We start from the raw sequence: 17,176 nt of genomic DNA on the forward strand, positions 1-17,176 counted from the left end.
GTGCAGTCTCGTCGCCCAGATGGAGTCTCGCGGTCAGAGAGGAGCCTGACGCGGGGCAGGGACGAGCGCTGGCGGGGTCAGGCGCCGGGCTGGGGGGCGCTGCCCGCGGCGGCACCGCCGGAGGGGCGGCGACGACGGCGGCGACGGCGCTGTGCGGCCGGCTTGCCGTCGTGGTGCTCCGCGCCCTGGCCGTCGTGCGTTCCGGATCCTTCGGCGGCGCGATCGGCGTCACCGGATCCCGAGGCCTTGGCGGCGGGAGCCTCGGCACCCTCGGCGAAGGTCGATCCGACCTCGCCCTCCGCGTTGCGGCGGCGACGGCGGCGGCGCGTGGTGCCGTCGCTCGTGCCCTCGGCGGCCGCGTCGGAGGCGCGCTGCGGCTCGCGCTGCTTGCGCGCGGGCTTCTCGGACACCGGTGCGGTGACCAGACGGCCCTTGGTGCCGGCCGGGATGTTCAGGTCCTCGTAGAGGTGCGGGCTCGACGAGTAGGTCTCGATGGGCTCGGGCTGGCCGAACTCGAGCGCGCGGTTGATGAGGGCCCACTTGTGCAGGTCCTCCCAGTCCACGAACGTGACGGCGATGCCGGTCTTGCCCGCGCGGCCGGTGCGGCCCGCGCGATGCAGGTACGTCTTGTCCTCGTCCGGGATCGTGTGGTTGATCACGTGCGTGACGTCGTCCACGTCGATGCCGCGGGCGGCGACGTCGGTCGCGACGAGCACGTCCTTCTTGCCCGCCTTGAACGCGGCCATCGAGCGCTCGCGCTGATCCTGGCCCATGTCGCCGTGCACGCCGCCGACGTTGAAGCCGCGGTCGTTGAGCTCGTCGACGAGACGCTGCGCCGCGCGCTTGGTGCGCGTGAAGATCACGGTCTTGCCGCGGCCCTCGGCCTGGAGGATGCGGGCGATGACCTCGTCCTTGTCGAGCGAGTGCGCCCGGTAGACGAGGTGCTTGATGTTCGCCTGGGTGAGGCCCTCGTCGGGGTCGTTCGCGCGGATGTGGATCGGGTTCGTCATGAACCGGCGCGCGAGCGCCACGATCGGTCCCGGCATGGTCGCGGAGAACAGCTGCGTGTGCCGCACCGCGGGGACCTTGGAGAAGATCTTCTCGATGTCGGCGAGGAAGCCGAGGTCGAGCATCTTGTCGGCCTCGTCGAGCACGACCTCGGTCGCGTGCGAGAGGTCGAGCAGACGCTGGTTGGCGAGGTCGATGAGACGGCCGGGGGTGCCGACGACGATCTGCGCGCCGGCCTTGAGCTGATCGATCTGGCCCTCGTACGCCTTGCCGCCGTAGATCGCGACCACGCTGGTCGAGCGGTTGCCGGTCAGCAGATCCATGTCCTCGTACACCTGCACCGCGAGCTCGCGGGTGGGGACGACGATGAGGGCCTTGACGCCGGGCTCGGGGTCGAGGCCCAGGCGCTGCACCACGGGGATGCCGAAGCCGAAGGTCTTTCCCGTGCCGGTCTTGGCCTGTCCGATGATGTCCTGGCCGGGCAGCCCCAGGGGGATGGTCTGCTCCTGGATCGGGAAGGCGTCGACGATGCCCTTCGCCGCGAGGGCGTCCACGATGTCCTGGTCGATGCCGAGATCGGCGAAAGAAGTCACAGTCTTTGATTGCCTGTCCGGCGGGCCTTGCGATCGCGGCGCCGCCTCGTTGATGGGGTCCACGCCGAATCCGTATGCACAGGCGCGGGGCTCCGATCCGTCGCCGGAGCGGGATCCAGCCTACCGGAGCGGGCTCTTCTCGCCGGGATCGGATCGCTCAGGGTGCGCGCCGCCTCCGATCCGGCGGATCCGCTCCACTAGGCTGGGCGCGTGGTGAGGTGGTTCTGGCAGCGCGACAAGGCGCCGCGACGCACCCTGGTGCTCCGCTCCCGAGGCGACCTGGGCGACGCGACCCGCGTCGATTTCGCCGAGCTGGCGCCCGAGCTGAACACGTTCCTCGGCCAGGCCGCTTATCTGCAGCTGGGCTACTTCGAGACGCTCACCCGCCTCATCCGTGCGACGGACGATCTTGCCGAGAAGGAGATCCTGTCCCGCGCCGCCGGTGCGGCCCTCGTCAAGCATCACGCGATCGTCGCGATCATCGCCGCGCACGGCGACCGGCCGACCGAGGTCATGCTCCCGTTCCGGGAGCAGCTGGACGCGTTCCGGCGCAAGACCCTCGGACCGCGCATCGCGGAGACCATGCTCGCCGTGTACCTCACCGCCGGCATGCTCGACGACTTCTACATCGCGCTCGCATCCAGCTACGGCGAGACCGGGGCGGAGGTCGCCAGGATCCTCTCCGAGGCGGACGACCGGCACGAGATCATCGGGATCGTGCAGGCCACGATCGCGAGCGACGAGCAGTGGCGCTCGCTGCTGTCGATGTGGGGACGCCGGCTGGTCGGCGACACGATCCTGGTGGCACGCGCCGCCCTGCGCCCGCACCTCCCCGGCGCCGAGAACGACCGCCTCGAGCCCGTGTTCACCGAGCTGATGGGCGCGCACGCCCGACGCATGGATGCGATGGGCCTCGCGTCCTAGCGACGGGCCTGCGATGCCCGGCCGTGGCGCTCAGGGCACGAGGACGTCGTCGCCGAGCACCGCGCGGGCGGTGAGCATCCCGCCGGAGAGCGATGCCGAGTCGAAGCCGGACTGCGCGAGCAGGCGGTGCGCGATGTGCGAGCGCACGCCGGATCCGCACAGGGCGCGGACGGGGCGGCCCGCTGCGGCGTCGCGCACCTCGCCGAGACGGTCGCGGAGCTCGGTGTGCGGGATGTGCAGCGTGCCGGGGAGATGCCCCGCGGCGTACTCCGCCGCACTGCGCACGTCGAGGATGAGGGCCTCCGCACGGAGACGGTCCCAGTCCTGCGCGTACCAGAGCGCGAGTGTGCCGTCGAGCACGTTGGCCCCGACCATTCCCGCGAGGTTCACGGGATCCTTCGCGCTGCCGTACACGGGGGAGTAGGCGAGATCGAGATCGATGAGGTCGGCCGCCGTGAGCCTCGCCCTGATCGCCGTGGCCAGCACGTCGATCCGCTTGTCGACCCCCTCGCGGCCGACGGCCTGCGCACCGAGCAGGAGTCCGTCCCCGCGGCGGATGTGCACCACGAGCGCCATCTGGGCGGCGCCGGGGAAGTATCCGGCATGCTGCGTGGGGTGCAGATGCAGAGTGTCGGTCTCGATGCCGGCGGTGCTCAGCGCGGTGCTGTTCGCCCCGGTGAGTGCGGCCGTGAGATCGCCGACGCGGACGATCGCGGTGCCCACGGGCGCGGGCAGCGGCCGCGCCGAGTCCGGGCGGAGGATGTGGTCCGCGATGCCGCGTCCCGCGCGGTTCGCGGGACCGGCCAGGGCGACCGGCCGACGCAGACCGGTGACGGCATCGACGGAGAGGACCGCGTCGCCCGCGGCGTAGACGTCCGGCAGGTTCGTGCGGCCGTGCTCGTCGACGAGGATGGCCCCGCGTTCGCAGGCGACGCCCGCGGCCTCGAACGCGGCGGTGTCAGGGCGCACGCCGACGGAGAGCAGGACGATGTCGGTCTCGAGGCGGGTCCCGTCCGCGAGCACGACGGTGTCGTGGTCCTCGTGGTGCTCGACCGATTCGGCGGCGATGCCCGTGCGCACCCGGATGCCCAGACGGTGCAGCTCGGCGGCGACCGGTGTCGCGATCTCGGTCTCGAGCGGTGGCAGCACGTGGGGCGCGAGCTCGACGAGCTCGACCTCCAGCCCCTGGCGTCGCAGAGCCTCGGCCGCCTCCACGCCGATGAACCCGGCGCCGAGCACGACGGCGCGCCGCGCGGACGCCTCGGCGCCCGCCTCGATGCGCTCGCGCAGCCGCACCGCGTCTTCGACGGTCCGCAGGGTGCTCACGCGCGGTGAGTCGAGTCCGGGCAGCGGGGGACGCACCGCGACGGCGCCCGGAGCCAGGATGAGCGCGTCGTAGGCCAGCTGCTCCTCGCCCTCGGGACCGCGGACGGTCACGCTCCTCGCGGCGGCGTCGAACGAGGTCACGTCGTGGTGGACGCGTACATCGAGATCGAGCGCGGCGCGCAGCGTCGCCGGCGTCTGCACCAGCAGGCTGTTCCTGTCCTCGATCTCGCCGCCCACGTAGTACGGCAGGCCGCAGTTGGCGAAGGAGACGTGCGCGCCGCGCTCGAGCACGACGATCTCTGCACGCTCGTCCAGGCGGCGGGCACGCGCCGCCGCGCTCATCCCTGCGGCGACGCCGCCGACGATCACGATCCGCCGCGGACGGTCTGCCAGGGCGATGCTCATCGCCCGAAGATCCGGGAGAGCAGCCCGGCCTTGGCGGGGGCCGCGGCGTCGGCCTCGGTCTGCGTGTGCCGGCCGTCGCACCACTGCGCCGCGGGCACCGTGCGCCTCACCTCGGACACATGCTGGCCGCATCCTGCCCAGGTGGTCTTCTCGCACGTCTTGCAGTTCACTGCACGGCACATCTCGACTCCTCGTCCCGGGCGGTCTTGGATACCCCGGGGAGTATCACCGTAACATACTCCCCGGGGTATAATTGCGGCATGAGCAGCACCCAGATCACCCCGGGGATCGCCGAGGACGCGCCGCGCGCCGCAGCGCACGACCCGGAAGCGACGAAGAAGATCGCGAACCGTCTGCGCCGCGCGCACGGGCAGCTGGCGGCTGTGATCGGCGCCGTCGAGTCCGGCGAGGACTGCCGGACCGTCGTGCAGCAGCTCTCGGCGGTCACGAAGGCGCTGGACCGCGCCGGCTTCCTGGTGATCTCGACCGCGCTGCGGGAGTGCCTGGCGGATCCCAGCGCCGACGGCGCACCGAACCCGGAGGAGCTGGAGAAGCTGTTCCTCTCGCTGGCCTGACCCGAGCCTCGATCCGCGAGGTCTCGCGTCCTGGCGACGTCTCAGCCGGCCTCGAGAGGCATCCGCTCGAGGCGGCGGGTCAGCCGCCAGGCGATCGCCACGGGGATCACGCCGAGGATCCCGAACGACATGTCGATGAGCTGCCAGCCGAGGGGGATCCCGCGGATCGATCCCGCGATGAGGGCGAGCGGGACGATTCCCGCGCAGGCGATCACGCCGAATTGGATCACCCAGATGTTGCGCACCGGGTCGATCAGCGGTCCGAGGAACACCACGGCGATGACGAGGTGCGCGAACGCCAGCCAGTCCGTGCCATAGGCGAGGAACGGATAGCGGGCGCCCGTGTCCGCGAGCGCTCCTGCGACGCGGTCCACCCAGCCGACCGCATCGGGGAAGACCGACGGCAGCGGCGTGCCGGCGAGAAGCCGTGCGCCGAGGTGGAGCTCCTCCCGCAGCGGGAACGCGGTGATGCCGCTGATCACGAGCCCGGCGATCAGGACGCCGAGGCAGATCCGGATTCCGCGCAGCGTGCGCGCACGATCACCGCCGGAGGAGGCGACCACCCTGTGCTCAGACGCCGAGCTCGGCGCGGCGCACGGCGTCGCCGTGGTGGCGCACCCGGGTGAGGATCACGCCGACGGCTGCGGAGACCACGACGGCACCGCCGAGGGCGATCAGCCACAGCCACACGTTCGACTCCTTGAGTCCCGCCCACTGGCCGAGCGCATAGGCGGCGGCCGCGACGGCGGTGGCGGTCGCCGGGACGAGGGCCACTCCGCGGAGATCCCGGTGCGGGATCGCGTAGTGCACCACGACGCCGAGTGCGCAGGCGGCGATCAGCGCGAGCAGGATGTACATGCTCCCGGCCTCGGGTCAGGCCACGAAGCCGACGCGGCGGGACTCCTCGGTCCCGAGCTCCACGTAGCCGAGGTTCGCGGTCGGCACGATGTAGGAGTTGCCCTTGGTGTCGCTCAGGGACACGTGGCTCGCGCCCTGGTCGAGGGCGCCGGCGATCTGCGCGCGCACCTCGTCCGCGGAGGCCGAGGTCTCGAAGCTGAGCTCGCGGCCGGTGTTGATGATGCCGATGCGGATCTCCACGGGAATGCTCCTTGAAAGGTTGAGGTCTCGTCACTCTATCGCGGGGTTCGCGGGGGAGGACCGCGTGCGCGTCGGTGTTCGCCCAGGGCGATGCGGTGCCGGAGCCGGGCCGCCGGGAGGCGTCTGCGCACGGCGATGTCGGTCGCGGCGGCTAGCGTGGGAGCATGCCCGCACAGCCCGCCCCCACCGCTGCGCAGGCCGCGGTGATCGACGCCCCTCCGGGCGCGGTCGGCACCGTGATCGGCGCACCTGGCACGGGCAAGACGCATGCGCTGGTCGAGCGCGTCGCGGCGCTCCTCGAGGGCGGCTTCGCTCCGGAGCAGGTGCTCGCGCTGACCCCGAACCGGCAGGCCGCCACCGCGTTGCGCGACCGGATCGGCGTGCGCGTCCGCGTGGCGACGCCCGGCCCGCTCGCCCGGTCGCTGGGCTCGTTCGCGTTCCAGCTGGTGCGCGGCACGATGGTGCACGCGGGACAGGAGCCGCCCGCACTGCTGACCGGAGCGGATCAGGACCGCATCATCGCGGATCTGCTCGCCGGCGAGGCGGAGGACGAGCAGGAGGGGATCCGCAGCCGCTGGCCCGAGAACCTCGGCGCCGCGGTGCGCTCATCGCGCGCGTTCCGCTCCGAGCTGCGCGCGTTCCTCGCCGAGTGCACCGAACTGGGCGTCACCCCCGCCGAGCTGGAGCGGTCGGAGCGCCCGGCCTGGCGCGCGGTCGGATCCTTCGCCCTGTCCTATCGCAGCGTGCTCGACCGCGCCCGTGCCGCGCACCGCGACGCCGCCGATCTGCTCGCGGAGGCCGCCGCGATCCTGCGCACCGCCGATGCGGAGATGCTGGGCGCTCTCGGCCGGCTGCGCGCCGTGCTCATCGACGACGCGCAGGAGCTGACCGCGGGCGGGGTCGCCCTCGTCGCCGCGCTCCGCAGCCGCGGGATCGCCGTCCTCGCCTTCGGGGATCCGGACATCTCCTCCGGGGCGTTCCGCGGTGCGGGTCCCGAGCTGTTCGCGAGCCTCGTGGCCATGCTCGGCGACGTGCACGTGCTCGACGAGGCGCACCGGCAGGATCCGCCGCTCACCGCGCTCACCCGCACCGTCGTCCAGACGATCGGGGCCTCGGGGCGGATCGAGCACCGTCGCGCCCCGGGGTCCGCGGCGGCCGATGCCCCGGGGGACGCGGTGCAGGCGTTCGTGGCGCCGTCGCCGCACGAGGAGCACGATCTCATCGCGCGCACGCTCCGGGAATGGCACCTGCTCCACGGCATCGGCTGGGAGCGCATGGCGGTGATCGCGCACGACACCCGCCAGGTCGCAGCCCTCGAGGCGGAGCTCGCGGCCCGCGAGGTGCCCACCCGCGCGGCGGGCGTGCAGCGCCCGCTCGGCAGCGAGACGGTCGTGCGCGACATCGTGGGGATCGTGCGGCTGGCGCTCGCGGAGCCGACGGAACGGGATCCGCAGCTGCTCGCGGAGGCGCTGCGCACACCGTTCGGCGGGCTGGACGGCGTGGGGCTGCGGCGGCTGCGCGCGCGGCTGCGGCACCTCGAGCTCGAGGCGGGCGGATCCGCCCCAGCACGGCTGCTGCTGCGCGACGGCATCGCGGAACCCGCCGGGCTCGCCCGGCTGGACACGGCCGAGGCGCGCGTCGCGGACCGTTTCGGCACGATGCTGCACGAGGTGCGCGAAGCACGGCTGCGCGGCGAGACGATCCACGAACTGCTCTGGCGCGTGTGGGACGCCTCGCGCGCCGCCGACGGCCGGCGCCTCGCGCTCGCGTGGCAGGAGGCGGCGAGCTCACCCTCCGGTGCCGAGACCTCGCGAGCGCTCGATGCCCTGGTCGCCCTGTTCGACGCGGCCAAGCGCTCGGTCGAGCGCGCACCGGAGAAGGGGCCGGAGGCGTTCATCCACGACATTCTCGACAGCGAGGTGCCGGAAGACTCCCTGTCCGCCCCGGAGCGTCCGGCCACGGTCACCCTGATGACGCCCGCGACCGCGCTCGGCACGGAGTTCGACGCCGTGGTGATCGCCGGCGTGCAGGACGGGGTGTGGCCGAACGTGCGGCTGCGCGGCGGGCTGCTGGAGACCTGGCGGCTCGGCGAAGCGGTGGCCGCGGCCCGTTCTGGCGAGCCGGAGCACGAGCACTCGACGCTCGACCGGCGTCGCGCGGCGCTGCACGACGAGCTGCGGCTGTTCGTGCGGGCGCTCTCCCGGGCGCGCCACCGCCTGCTGGTCACGGCGGTCGACGACGACGACCAGAGCCCGAGCGCCTTCTTCGGATTCCTGCCGGATCCGCTGCCTCCGCAGGAGCGGCATGCGCACCCGCTGACCCTGCGCGGACTCGTCGCGAAGCACCGCAGGGTGCTGACGACCTCGACGGATCCGATCGCGCGCTCCGAGGCGGCGGGACAGCTGCGCCTGCTCGCCGAGGCCGACGTCCCCGGGGCGGATCCGGACGAGTGGTTCGGCGTGCGCCCTCCGTCCGATGTGCGGCCGTTGCGCGACCTGGACACCGGATCCGTGCCGGTCTCGCCGTCGCGGCTCGAGGCGTTCGAGGAGTGCGGGGTGAACTGGGTCGTGTCGGCGCTCGGCGGCGATACCGTGGCGCCGCCGTCGGCCGGGATCGGCACCATCGTGCACGCGGCGATGGAGCACGTGCCGGACGGCGACCTGGAGGACATGCGCCGCATCCTCGAGGAGCGCTGGGGCGAGCTTGACTTCGAGACGCCGTGGATCGACGCCAAGGAGCGCCGCAGGGCCGACCTCTACCTGCAGCGTCTGCACGACTATCTGGCCGAGGTGCGACGCGAGGGCGGACGGGTGGTCTCCTCGGAGGGCGGGTTCCGGTTCGCCGTCGACCTCGCGGCAGAGCCTCTCGCGCACCCCGTCGATGCGGAGAGGCCCGCTCAGCAGGCGGTCGTGAGCGGCTACATCGACCGCGTCGAGGCCTATCCGGCGGGCGGCGGGGAGCACGAGGCCGCCCGGGGGCGCACCTGGAACACGATGGCGGAGGGCGCCGGGGGAGAACGCGTGGTGGTGGTGGACCTGAAGACGGGCAAGTACGAGCCGGGGACGGAGGCGCTCGTGGCCGAGCACGCCCAGCTGGCCGCGTACCAGCTCGCGGTCGAACAGGGACAGGTCGAGGACGCGGATCCGGCCGCGCTCGCCGGAGCACGCCTCGTGCTGGTCGCGCAGACCATCGGCCAGAGCCCCTACCGCGTCGCGCACCAGCACCGCCTCGGCGACGAGGCGCGAGCCGCGTTCCTCGAGCGCGTGGCCGAGGCAGGGCGCGGCATGGCGGCGTCGAGCTTCACAGCCCAGGTCGAGGCGCATTGCGCCGACACCCAGGTGCGGATCAGCCCGTGCCGCATCCACACGATCCCGGCGGTGAGCGCGTGAGCGGCGCAGAGGGGCCGGTCGTCGGGGACGCGCCGGCCGTCCGCGACCGTGGGACCGCTGCCTGGGAGGGTGGTCACGGCATCGCCGCGACCGACATCTCGGCGGCCCTCGGGCTGCCCACGCCGACTGCGGCGCAGCAGCGCGTGATCGAAGCGCCTCCTGCGCCGGCACTCGTCGTGGCCGGCGCGGGCAGCGGCAAGACCGAGACCATGTCGGGCCGCGTGGTCTGGCTCGTCGCGAACGGCCACGTCGAGCGTGATGAGATCCTCGGCCTCACCTTCACGCGCAAGGCCGCGGGGGAGCTCGCCGAGCGGATCGCGCTGCGCCTCGATCGCATCGACGAGTACGGGCGCCGCGGGCTGCTGCCTCACCTTCCGGAGATCGTGCGCACCGGCGCGCTCGACCGGGTCACGGCGGCGACCGCTCCCGCGCAGCGCGCGGCCGTGCAGCGCGAGGTGCTGGACGAACTCGCCGTGCGATTCGACACCGGGTGGGATCCGAGCGCACCCCGCGCTGCGGAGGACCTCATCATCCGGCCGCGCGTGTCGACCTACAACGCCTTCGCGGACGGCATCGTGCGCGAGCACGCGGCCCACATCGGCCGGGATCCCGACTCCGCCATGCTCAGCCAGTCGGCATCGTGGCTCATCGCCCGTGCCGTCGTGCTGCGCGCGGACCTTCCCGGGCTCGACGAGGTGGACCGCTCGCTGAACGGCGTGATCGATGCCGTCCAGCGCCTCGCGGGCGACGTGCTCGACCACCGGGTCGACCTGGATGCGATGGTCCGCATCGCGGTCGGGCAGGCGGACGACTTCGAGCCCTACCGCGGCAACGCCGACGTGGCCAAGGCCGTGGACAACCTCCGCACGATGCCGATCCTCGCGGATCTGGTCCGCGAGTACATCGCGGAGAAGGGGCGTCGCGGCGTGCTCGACTTCGCCGACCAGGTCGGCGGCGCGTTCGACATCGTGCAGGCCTCGGCCGAGGTGCGGGCGGAGCTGCGCGCGCAGCACCGGATCGTGCTGCTGGACGAGTACCAGGACACCTCCGTGATCCAGACGCGCTTCCTCGCCGCACTGTTCCGCGACGGCGCCGTGATGGCGGTGGGCGACCCGCACCAGTCGATCTACGGGTGGCGCGGCGCGAGCGCCGACAACCTGTACGCCTTCGGGCGCACATTCGCCGAGGAGCGGACCGCCGAGACGTACAGCCTGATGACGAGCTGGCGCAACGACGAGCGGATCCTCGACGTCGCCAACCGCCTGCTGCTCCCGCTGCAGCGCCCCGGACTCGACGTGCCGGCCCTCGAGCCGCGGCCCGGATCCGGTGCGGGCCGCGTGCAGGTGCAGTACGGCGAGACCGCGGACGACGAGGCCGCGGCGGTCGCGACCTGGTTCGCGGAACGCCGCGCCGCGCACGACGAGGTGCAGGCGGGACGCCTCCAGGATGCGCGTCAACACACCGGGGCGATCCTGTTCCGCTCCAAGCGGCACATGCAGACGTTCGCGGGCGCTCTCGCCGCGCAGGGGATCCCGCACCGCATCCTCGGCCTCGGCGGACTCCTGGCGACGCCCGAGGTCGTCGACGTGGTGTCGGCGCTGCGGGTGATCCACGATCCGACCGCGGGATCCGCGCTCATCAGGCTGCTCGTCGGGCCGCGTTTCGCGATCGGCGTCGCCGACATGGCCGCGCTCTACGACCTGGCGCGCGAGCTCGCCGTCCGGGACGGATCGCTCGCACCCCTGACCGATGAGCTCAAGCAGCGCCTGCGCTCCTCGCGCGGCGCGGACGAGGCCGTCTCGATCGTCGATGCGGTCGACTTCGTGCGCTCCGCCCGCGACGATTACCGACTGCTGGAGCGGATCAGTCCCACTGGCCGCGCGAGGCTGCGTGCGGCGGGGGAGATGCTGGAGCGGCTGCGGCGGGCGGCCGGTCAGCCGATCCTGGAGCTCATCCGTACGATCGAGTCCGAGTTGCGCCTGGACATCGAGCTCGCCGTGAACGAGACGCGAGGGCCCGCCAGAGTCGCCGCGACCCAGCTGCGCGCGTTCGGCGACGAGGTGCGCGCGTTCCTCGTCGCGGACGACCGCGGCACGATCTCGAGCCTGCTCGCGTGGCTGGACAAGGCCGAGATGACGGACGAGCTCATGCCGCGCACCGAGCCGCCGGAACCCGGAGTGGTGCAGCTGCTCACGATCCACGGCTCCAAGGGCCTGGAGTGGGACGCGGTCGCGGTCGTGCGGCTCGTCGAGGACGAGCTGCCGGGACGGATCTCCGATGCGCAGGGCTGGTTCGGCTTCGGCGTGGTGCCGTTCGCCCTGCGCGGCGACAGCGACGCGCTCCCGCGGTTCGCGTGGGATCCGCAGTCCGCTGCCGACGCAGCCGGCGACGATCCTCGCAAGCGGGAGAAGGCGGCCCTCGATTCGCTCGCCGCGGGCGTCACCAAGGCGTACCCGCACGGCGGGGCGCTGCGCCGGTTCAAGGACGACTACCGCGACTACCAGCGCGCCGAGGAGCGTCGGCTCGCCTATGTCGCGGTCACCCGGGCGCGCACCGACCTGCTGCTGACCGGTTCGCACTGGTCCGGGCAGAAGAACATGCGCAAGCCCAGCCCGTACCTGCTCGAGGCGATCGAGGAGCTGGGGCTCGACCCGCTGCCCGCCCCGGAATCCGAGGACAACCCCTACGAGGGCGCGGCACGCACCAGCGTGTGGCCGATGGATCCGCTCGGCGGGCGCAGGGCGCGGGTCGCCGGCGCGGCGGACGAAGTGCGTCGGGCGATCGCGGATCCGACCGCGCCGGCACCGAGCGAGGAGCTCGAGCGGCTACTGGCCGAGCGGGCGGCGCGGCAGCGCGGCACGGTCGCGGATGCACCCACGCGCGTGCCCGCCTCGCGCTTCAAGGACTACGTCACCGACTACGGCGGCACGGTCCGCACGATCGCCCGTCCCATGCCGGAGCGCCCGTACCGGCAGACCAGGCTCGGCACACTGTTCCACGCCTGGGTCGAGCACCGCTCGGGATCCGTCGGCGTCGGGACCTCACTGGATGACGCGTTGTGGGATCTGGACGACGATCTCTCCTCGCTGTCCGGGGGAGACGCGAGTCCCGTCGGCGGCGCAGGGGATGAGATCGCCCGTGCGGATGCCGAAGACCTCGCGCGTCTGCGGGAGATCTTCGAGCGCAGCGAATGGGCGCCTCTCCGGCCGATCGCGGTGGAGACCGAGATCGACTTCGCCCTGCCCGTCGGTGAGGGCGAGCCCGCGCGCATCGTGATCTGCAAGCTGGACGCGGTCTACCGGCGCGAGGATCGCGGCGGGCGGATCGAGATCGTGGACTGGAAAACGGGAAGGCCCCCGGCGACAGCGGCCGAGCGCGAGGAGCGCATGCTGCAGCTCGCGCTGTACCGGCTCGCGTATCACCGCCGGTTCGGCGTGCCCCTCGACGAGATCGACGTGGCGCTGTTCTACGTCGCCGACGATCTCGTGCTGCGGGGAGACGTCGTCTATTCGGAGGAGGCGCTGGTCCAGCGCTGGAACGCGGCGCGCGCCGCGCGGTGAGCCTCTGCGACGTCGGAGTCCGAGCCCGCGATGCCGCCCTCGCTCGGCAGCAACGTGCCGGGCCGGGCCGGGCGTTCTCCGTCCTCGTCCTGGTCGCTGCCGAGCGGGCCGCTGCCGGTGGAGAAGGACTCGCGCAGGTCGCCGAGATCCTCGGTGGCGTTCGGATCCAGGTCCTCGATCGCACCGGTGGCCGTCAGGTCCTCCCGGGCGGCGTCGTGCGGCGCGGCATCCTGCTCGTCCGGTTCTGGCGCATCCTCATCGGGCTCGGCGTCGGGGTGTGCGGCGCCCCGCGGCCCGAAGGCGGAGGTGTCGTCCATCGAGATCCCGGCGAACGCGCTCGCGTCGTAGGTGTCGGTCTGCATCGAGGTGTCGATCCGGGTCGCGCCGGTCGCGGGCACCCGGTCCAGCGCGGACATCGCCTCGTCCACGCCGGCACCGGCTCCCGCACGCGGGGCCAGGTCGTCGTGGATGCCGTCGGCGAGGGCGTCCAGCAGCTGCGCGGCGTCATCGACGATGTCGGAGCGGTGCGTGTCGTGGCCGTGCAGCAGCCAGCGCGCCAGCTCGAGCTCGGCGAGCAGGCGCGCACGCGTGGCGAGACCCGCGTCGGGGGCGCGCAGCGTGGCCGACGCGTACGCGTCCAGCACATCGGAGCGGGCGTCGGCGGCCATGGTCAGCCAGGCGAGGTCGACCGCGGGGTCGCCGATCGACAGGGCGTGCCAGCCCACGACACCGGTGACCCGCGGGCCGCGCTCGTCATCGTCCGCGAACAGGAACGACTCCGCATGCGCGCCGCCGAGGGTGACCGCGGATTCGAAGCGCCACAGGTCGTCCGCCTCGACGGCCTCGCGCCATCGCACGGTGAGACGGGCGGAGACCCTTCCGGTGGACGCGGCGCGGTCGATGAGGACGCGCACATCGTCGCGCGCCTCCGCCGGCGTCCGCTCGGCGAGGCCGGCGTTGCGCACCACGGATACCGGCAGCGCGTGCACCCCGGCGATCGCCTTGCCGATCGCGACGGCGGCACCGGGCCCGGACGGCACGTCCGCCGCGTCGATCTGGAAGCCGGGCAGGAGCGTCGTGACCAGGGCGCGCGTGTCGCCGACACGCCCGTCGCCCAGGTGCTCGGGGGCGGAGAAGCGCAGCATCGAGCGTGCGCCCGGCGTGAGCGCGCGAAGCGCCAGGCTCTCCTTGGCGAGCTCGGAGGCGGTCTCGTCGTCGTTCGACGCGCGGATCGCGACCTCGGTGCCGTCGGCCAGCGTCGCCACGGCGGAGTCGAAACGGGCGTCGCCGTCGGCCGAGAGGGCGCGGGCGCCGACGACATCGGCTCCGGGCACCGCCGCCGTGACCGCCGCGGCTAGAGTGAAGGGTGAGCGAGCCATGTCACCAGGGTAGGTCGAGCCTCGTCCGCACAGGGCCCGCCACGCCTGTGAGAAGGGGAGTCGTGACCGTGCCGGAGACCGTCCCCGAACCGAACGCCGACGCAGCGACCGTCCTCGACAGGGCCGCGGAGTGGCGCACCGATCCGCAGACCATCGACCGGCTCCGCGCCGACGCCCGCACCGGCGTGCTCGTGGTGCGCGAGCGCCGCGTGCCCCTGGGCGACGGCCTGATCCTGCTGTCCGCGGGCGACCCGGTGCTGGCCCGCACCCGTGAATGGGCGCTCCTCGGGCGTCGCCCCGACGACACCGGTCTGCTCCTCGCGCTGCAGGATCCCGAGGACGACACCGACGCGGATGGATCCTGGGCGCCGCGCTGGGCTGACCTGCGCGAAGCTCTCCCCGTGGTCGGCGCCGCCGATGCCGAACTGGTCGTCGCCGCGATCGCCCTGGCCGGGTGGCTGCGCGACGCGGGGTTCTGCCCCGCCTGCGGCAATCCGGCCGAGCTGCGGCAGAGCGGCTGGTCCCGGCACTGCGGATCCTGCGGACGCGAGCACTTCCCCCGCACGGATCCGGCCGTGATCGTGGCCGTGCAGAGCGCCGACGGCGAGCGTCTGCTGCTCGGCGCCAACGCGCAGTGGAAGGGACGGTTCCACTCCTGCTTCGCCGGCTTCGTGGAGGCCGGCGAGTCGCTGGAGACCACGGTGCACCGGGAGCTCTTCGAAGAGGCGGGCGTGCGCCTGCGCGATCTCGCGTACTTCTCCTCGCAGCCGTGGCCGTTCCCGCGCTCACTCATGGTCGGCTTCCACGCCACCGTCGTGGACGAGGCCGCGGCGCACGGCGACGGCGAGGAGATCATCGACGTGCGCTGGCTCACCCGCGACGAGATCGGATCCGCGCTCGCCGGGAACGGCCCGGTCGGCCTGCCCGGGGAGGCCTCGATCGCGCACCGCCTCATCGTCGACTGGCATCGGCGGTGAGCGCGCTCGACGGCCTCGACGAACGTCAGCGCGAGGCCGCGTCCGTGCTGCGCGGGCCCGTGGCGGTGCTGGCCGGCGCCGGCACTGGAAAGACCAGGGTGATCACGCACCGCATCGCCCACGGCGTCGAGACCGGCGCGTACACGCCCTCGCGCGTCATGGCCGTGACGTTCACCGCGAAGGCCGCGGGGGAGTTGCGCGGCCGGCTGCGCGCGCTCGGGGTGCAGGGCGTCGCCGCGCGCACCTTCCACGCCGCCGCCCTCTCCCAGCTCGGGTTCTTCTGGCCGCAGCTGGCCGGATCCCCGGCTCCCGCGATCGTGGACAACAAGGTGCGCCTCCTCGCCCAGGCCGCGGACATGCTGCGGCTGCGACCCGACACGGCGACGCTGCGCGACCTCGCCTCGGCGATCGAGTGGCGCAAGGTCTCGATGCTCTCGATCGAGGAGGCGGCTCGGCGCGGGCGGTCGATCGGGCGGCTGGATCCCGGGCAGGTGGCCGAGCTCTCCGGCGCCTACGAGACGCTGAAGGACGACCGGCATCAGCTCGACTTCGAGGACGTCCTGCTCGCGTGCGCGGGGATGCTCGAGGCGGAACCCAGGGTCGCCGCGGCGGTGCACGAGCAGTACCGGCACTTCACCGTCGACGAGTTCCAGGACGTCTCGCCCCTGCAGCACCGCCTGCTCGAGCTGTGGCTCGGCGAGCGCGGCGACCTGTGCGTGGTCGGCGACGCCTCGCAGACCATCTACTCCTTCGCCGGCGCCGACCAGCACTTCCTGCTCGACTTCGAGCGCCGCCATGCGGACGCGACCGTCGTGCGGCTGGAGACCAACTACCGCTCCGCCGCAGGCGTGCTCGGGGTCGCGAATGCGCTCATGAAGGGCCGCCCCGGCGCACTCGAGCTCGTGCCCGCCGCGACCTCGCCCGTCGCAGAGCCCCCCGTCGTCGCGGTGCCGGATCCGGTCGTTGTCGCGTTCGACGACGACGCGGAGGAGGCCAGGGGCGTCGCCGCGGCGATCGCCGCGCGGATCGCCGCCGGCGTGCCGCCCGAGGAGATCGCGGTGCTCTATCGCGCGCATTCGCAGTCGGCGGCGGTGCTGCAGGCGCTCGCCGCGGCCGGAGTCGCCGCCACCGTGCTCGGTGGGAAGCGCTTCTTCGATCTGCCGGAGGTGCGCCAGGCGGTGCAGGCGCTGCGGGCCTCCGCCGTGGCCCCGCAGCAGCACTCCTTCCTCGGTGCCGTGCGCGATGTGCTGCGCGGACTCGGCTACACGGACGACCCGCCCGAGGCGGGGGGCGCTCTGCGGGACGCCTGGGAGGCTCGCCGCGCGGTCCTGCGCCTCGCGGAGGACGCGCCCGCCGGGACCACCATGCGCGCCTTCGCCGACGACCTGTTCGCCCGGGCCAAGGATCAGCACGAGCCCGTGCTGCGCACCGTGACCCTGTCGACGCTGCACGCCGCGAAGGGTCTGGAGTGGCCCCACGTCTACCTCATCGGCTGTTCGGAGGGCCTGCTTCCGATCTCGTACGCGACGAGCTTCGAGCAGGTCGACGAAGAGCGGCGGCTGGCCTACGTCGGCGTCACGCGGGCCGCGCAAGCGCTGACGATGACGTGGTCCAGGGACGTGGATCGAGCCGGACGGCGCCCGTCGCGCTTCCTTGCGGAGATCGGCAGAGGCAGTCTGCGTGAAATCCCGCCGTCCGCGATGATCGTCGCCCGCCAGGACTGATCCGGATCGTCCGGCCCGATCCGTCGCGCACCGCCTCGCGCCGCCCGGCGAGCAGCTCTGCGATCGCCTGCGCGGCCGCGGCGATCCCGGCGAGGGGGATGCGGCCCGGATCCCGCTCGAGCAGCTGCACGTGCAGTGCCGCCCAGGCCGGATCCCGGTCGCGGTCGTGGGAGTCCCGGCAGGACAGGCACGGCGTGCGCCCCGGCGTCACCAGAGGC

At 73.2% G+C, this 17,176-nt stretch carries 13 protein-coding genes; 6 read left to right on the top strand and 7 right to left on the bottom strand.

Going from position 1 to position 17,176, the window contains the following annotated elements; translation table 11 throughout:
- Nucleotides 1-77: 77 nt before the first annotated feature.
- Entirely contained in the window at nt 78-1,601 is a 1,524-nt protein-coding gene (locus ACIPY5_RS17850) for a DEAD/DEAH box helicase (protein ID WP_400973091.1), read from the bottom strand.
- Nucleotides 1,602-1,811: 210 nt separating this feature from the next.
- On the opposite strand from ACIPY5_RS17850, the gene ACIPY5_RS17855 reads away from it, so the two are divergent.
- A complete protein-coding gene (locus ACIPY5_RS17855; RefSeq protein ID WP_400973094.1) occupies nt 1,812-2,525 on the top strand; it encodes a ferritin-like fold-containing protein in 714 nt (237 codons plus the stop codon).
- Between the two features lie 30 nt (nt 2,526-2,555).
- Here the strand turns inward: ACIPY5_RS17855 and ACIPY5_RS17860 are convergent, their stop codons facing one another.
- Nucleotides 2,556-4,256, bottom strand: coding sequence for an FAD-dependent oxidoreductase (locus ACIPY5_RS17860; protein ID WP_400973096.1), 1,701 nt, complete (start codon nt 4,254-4,256; stop codon nt 2,556-2,558).
- Nucleotides 4,253-4,438 (bottom strand): hypothetical protein, encoded by a 186-nt coding sequence (locus ACIPY5_RS17865; RefSeq protein WP_400973099.1) that lies wholly within the window; start codon nt 4,436-4,438, stop codon nt 4,253-4,255. The genes ACIPY5_RS17860 and ACIPY5_RS17865 overlap by 4 nt, the downstream gene beginning before the upstream one ends.
- A 78-nt stretch (nt 4,439-4,516) precedes the next feature.
- On the opposite strand from ACIPY5_RS17865, the gene ACIPY5_RS17870 reads away from it, so the two are divergent.
- Nucleotides 4,517-4,831 carry a metal-sensitive transcriptional regulator gene (locus ACIPY5_RS17870; RefSeq protein WP_400973102.1) on the top strand — a complete coding sequence of 105 codons (315 nt, stop codon included), beginning with the start codon at nt 4,517-4,519 and terminating at the stop codon, nt 4,829-4,831.
- A gap of 41 nt (nt 4,832-4,872) precedes the next feature.
- Here the strand turns inward: ACIPY5_RS17870 and ACIPY5_RS17875 are convergent, their stop codons facing one another.
- From ACIPY5_RS17875 to ACIPY5_RS17885, 3 genes are read right to left on the bottom strand one after another with little or no spacing between them, the layout of a single operon-like run.
- Nucleotides 4,873-5,394 (bottom strand): hypothetical protein, encoded by a 522-nt coding sequence (locus ACIPY5_RS17875; protein ID WP_400973105.1) that lies wholly within the window; start codon nt 5,392-5,394, stop codon nt 4,873-4,875.
- A 7-nt stretch (nt 5,395-5,401) separates the two neighbouring features.
- Nucleotides 5,402-5,689 (bottom strand): hypothetical protein, encoded by a 288-nt coding sequence (locus tag ACIPY5_RS17880; RefSeq protein ID WP_400973108.1) that lies wholly within the window; start codon nt 5,687-5,689, stop codon nt 5,402-5,404.
- A gap of 15 nt (nt 5,690-5,704) precedes the next feature.
- Nucleotides 5,705-5,929, bottom strand: a complete 225-nt coding sequence (locus tag ACIPY5_RS17885) for a DUF3107 domain-containing protein (RefSeq protein WP_292723510.1) — start codon at nt 5,927-5,929, stop codon at nt 5,705-5,707.
- Between the two features lie 164 nt (nt 5,930-6,093).
- Between ACIPY5_RS17885 and ACIPY5_RS17890 the strand changes: the two genes are divergently transcribed.
- Together ACIPY5_RS17890 and ACIPY5_RS17895 are read left to right on the top strand one after the other, a co-directional pair.
- Nucleotides 6,094-9,318, top strand: coding sequence for an ATP-dependent helicase (locus tag ACIPY5_RS17890; protein WP_400973111.1), 3,225 nt, complete (start codon nt 6,094-6,096; stop codon nt 9,316-9,318).
- Nucleotides 9,319-9,398: 80 nt separating this feature from the next.
- Nucleotides 9,399-12,878, top strand: a complete 3,480-nt coding sequence (locus ACIPY5_RS17895; protein ID WP_400973279.1) for an ATP-dependent DNA helicase — start codon at nt 9,399-9,401, stop codon at nt 12,876-12,878.
- Here ACIPY5_RS17895 and ACIPY5_RS17900 read toward each other — a convergent pair.
- On the bottom strand, nt 12,824-14,257 hold the full coding sequence (locus ACIPY5_RS17900; RefSeq protein ID WP_309339650.1) for a phosphotransferase: 1,434 nt from the start codon (nt 14,255-14,257) through the stop codon (nt 12,824-12,826). The two genes, ACIPY5_RS17895 and ACIPY5_RS17900, sit on opposite strands and share 55 nt — an antisense overlap.
- Nucleotides 14,258-14,319: 62 nt before the next feature.
- On the opposite strand from ACIPY5_RS17900, the gene nudC reads away from it, so the two are divergent.
- Both nudC and ACIPY5_RS17910 read left to right on the top strand, forming a co-directional pair.
- Nucleotides 14,320-15,234, top strand: a complete 915-nt coding sequence (gene nudC / locus ACIPY5_RS17905) for an NAD(+) diphosphatase (RefSeq protein WP_400973115.1) — start codon at nt 14,320-14,322, stop codon at nt 15,232-15,234.
- Nucleotides 15,231-16,958: an ATP-dependent helicase gene (locus tag ACIPY5_RS17910; protein WP_400973118.1), complete on the top strand. Its 1,728-nt coding sequence runs from the start codon at nt 15,231-15,233 to the stop codon at nt 16,956-16,958. The genes nudC and ACIPY5_RS17910 overlap by 4 nt, the downstream gene beginning before the upstream one ends.
- Nucleotides 16,959-17,176 lie beyond the last annotated feature (218 nt).

The organism is Microbacterium sp. NPDC089698, from assembly GCF_044749045.1.
Lineage (GTDB): Bacteria > Actinomycetota > Actinomycetes > Actinomycetales > Microbacteriaceae > Microbacterium.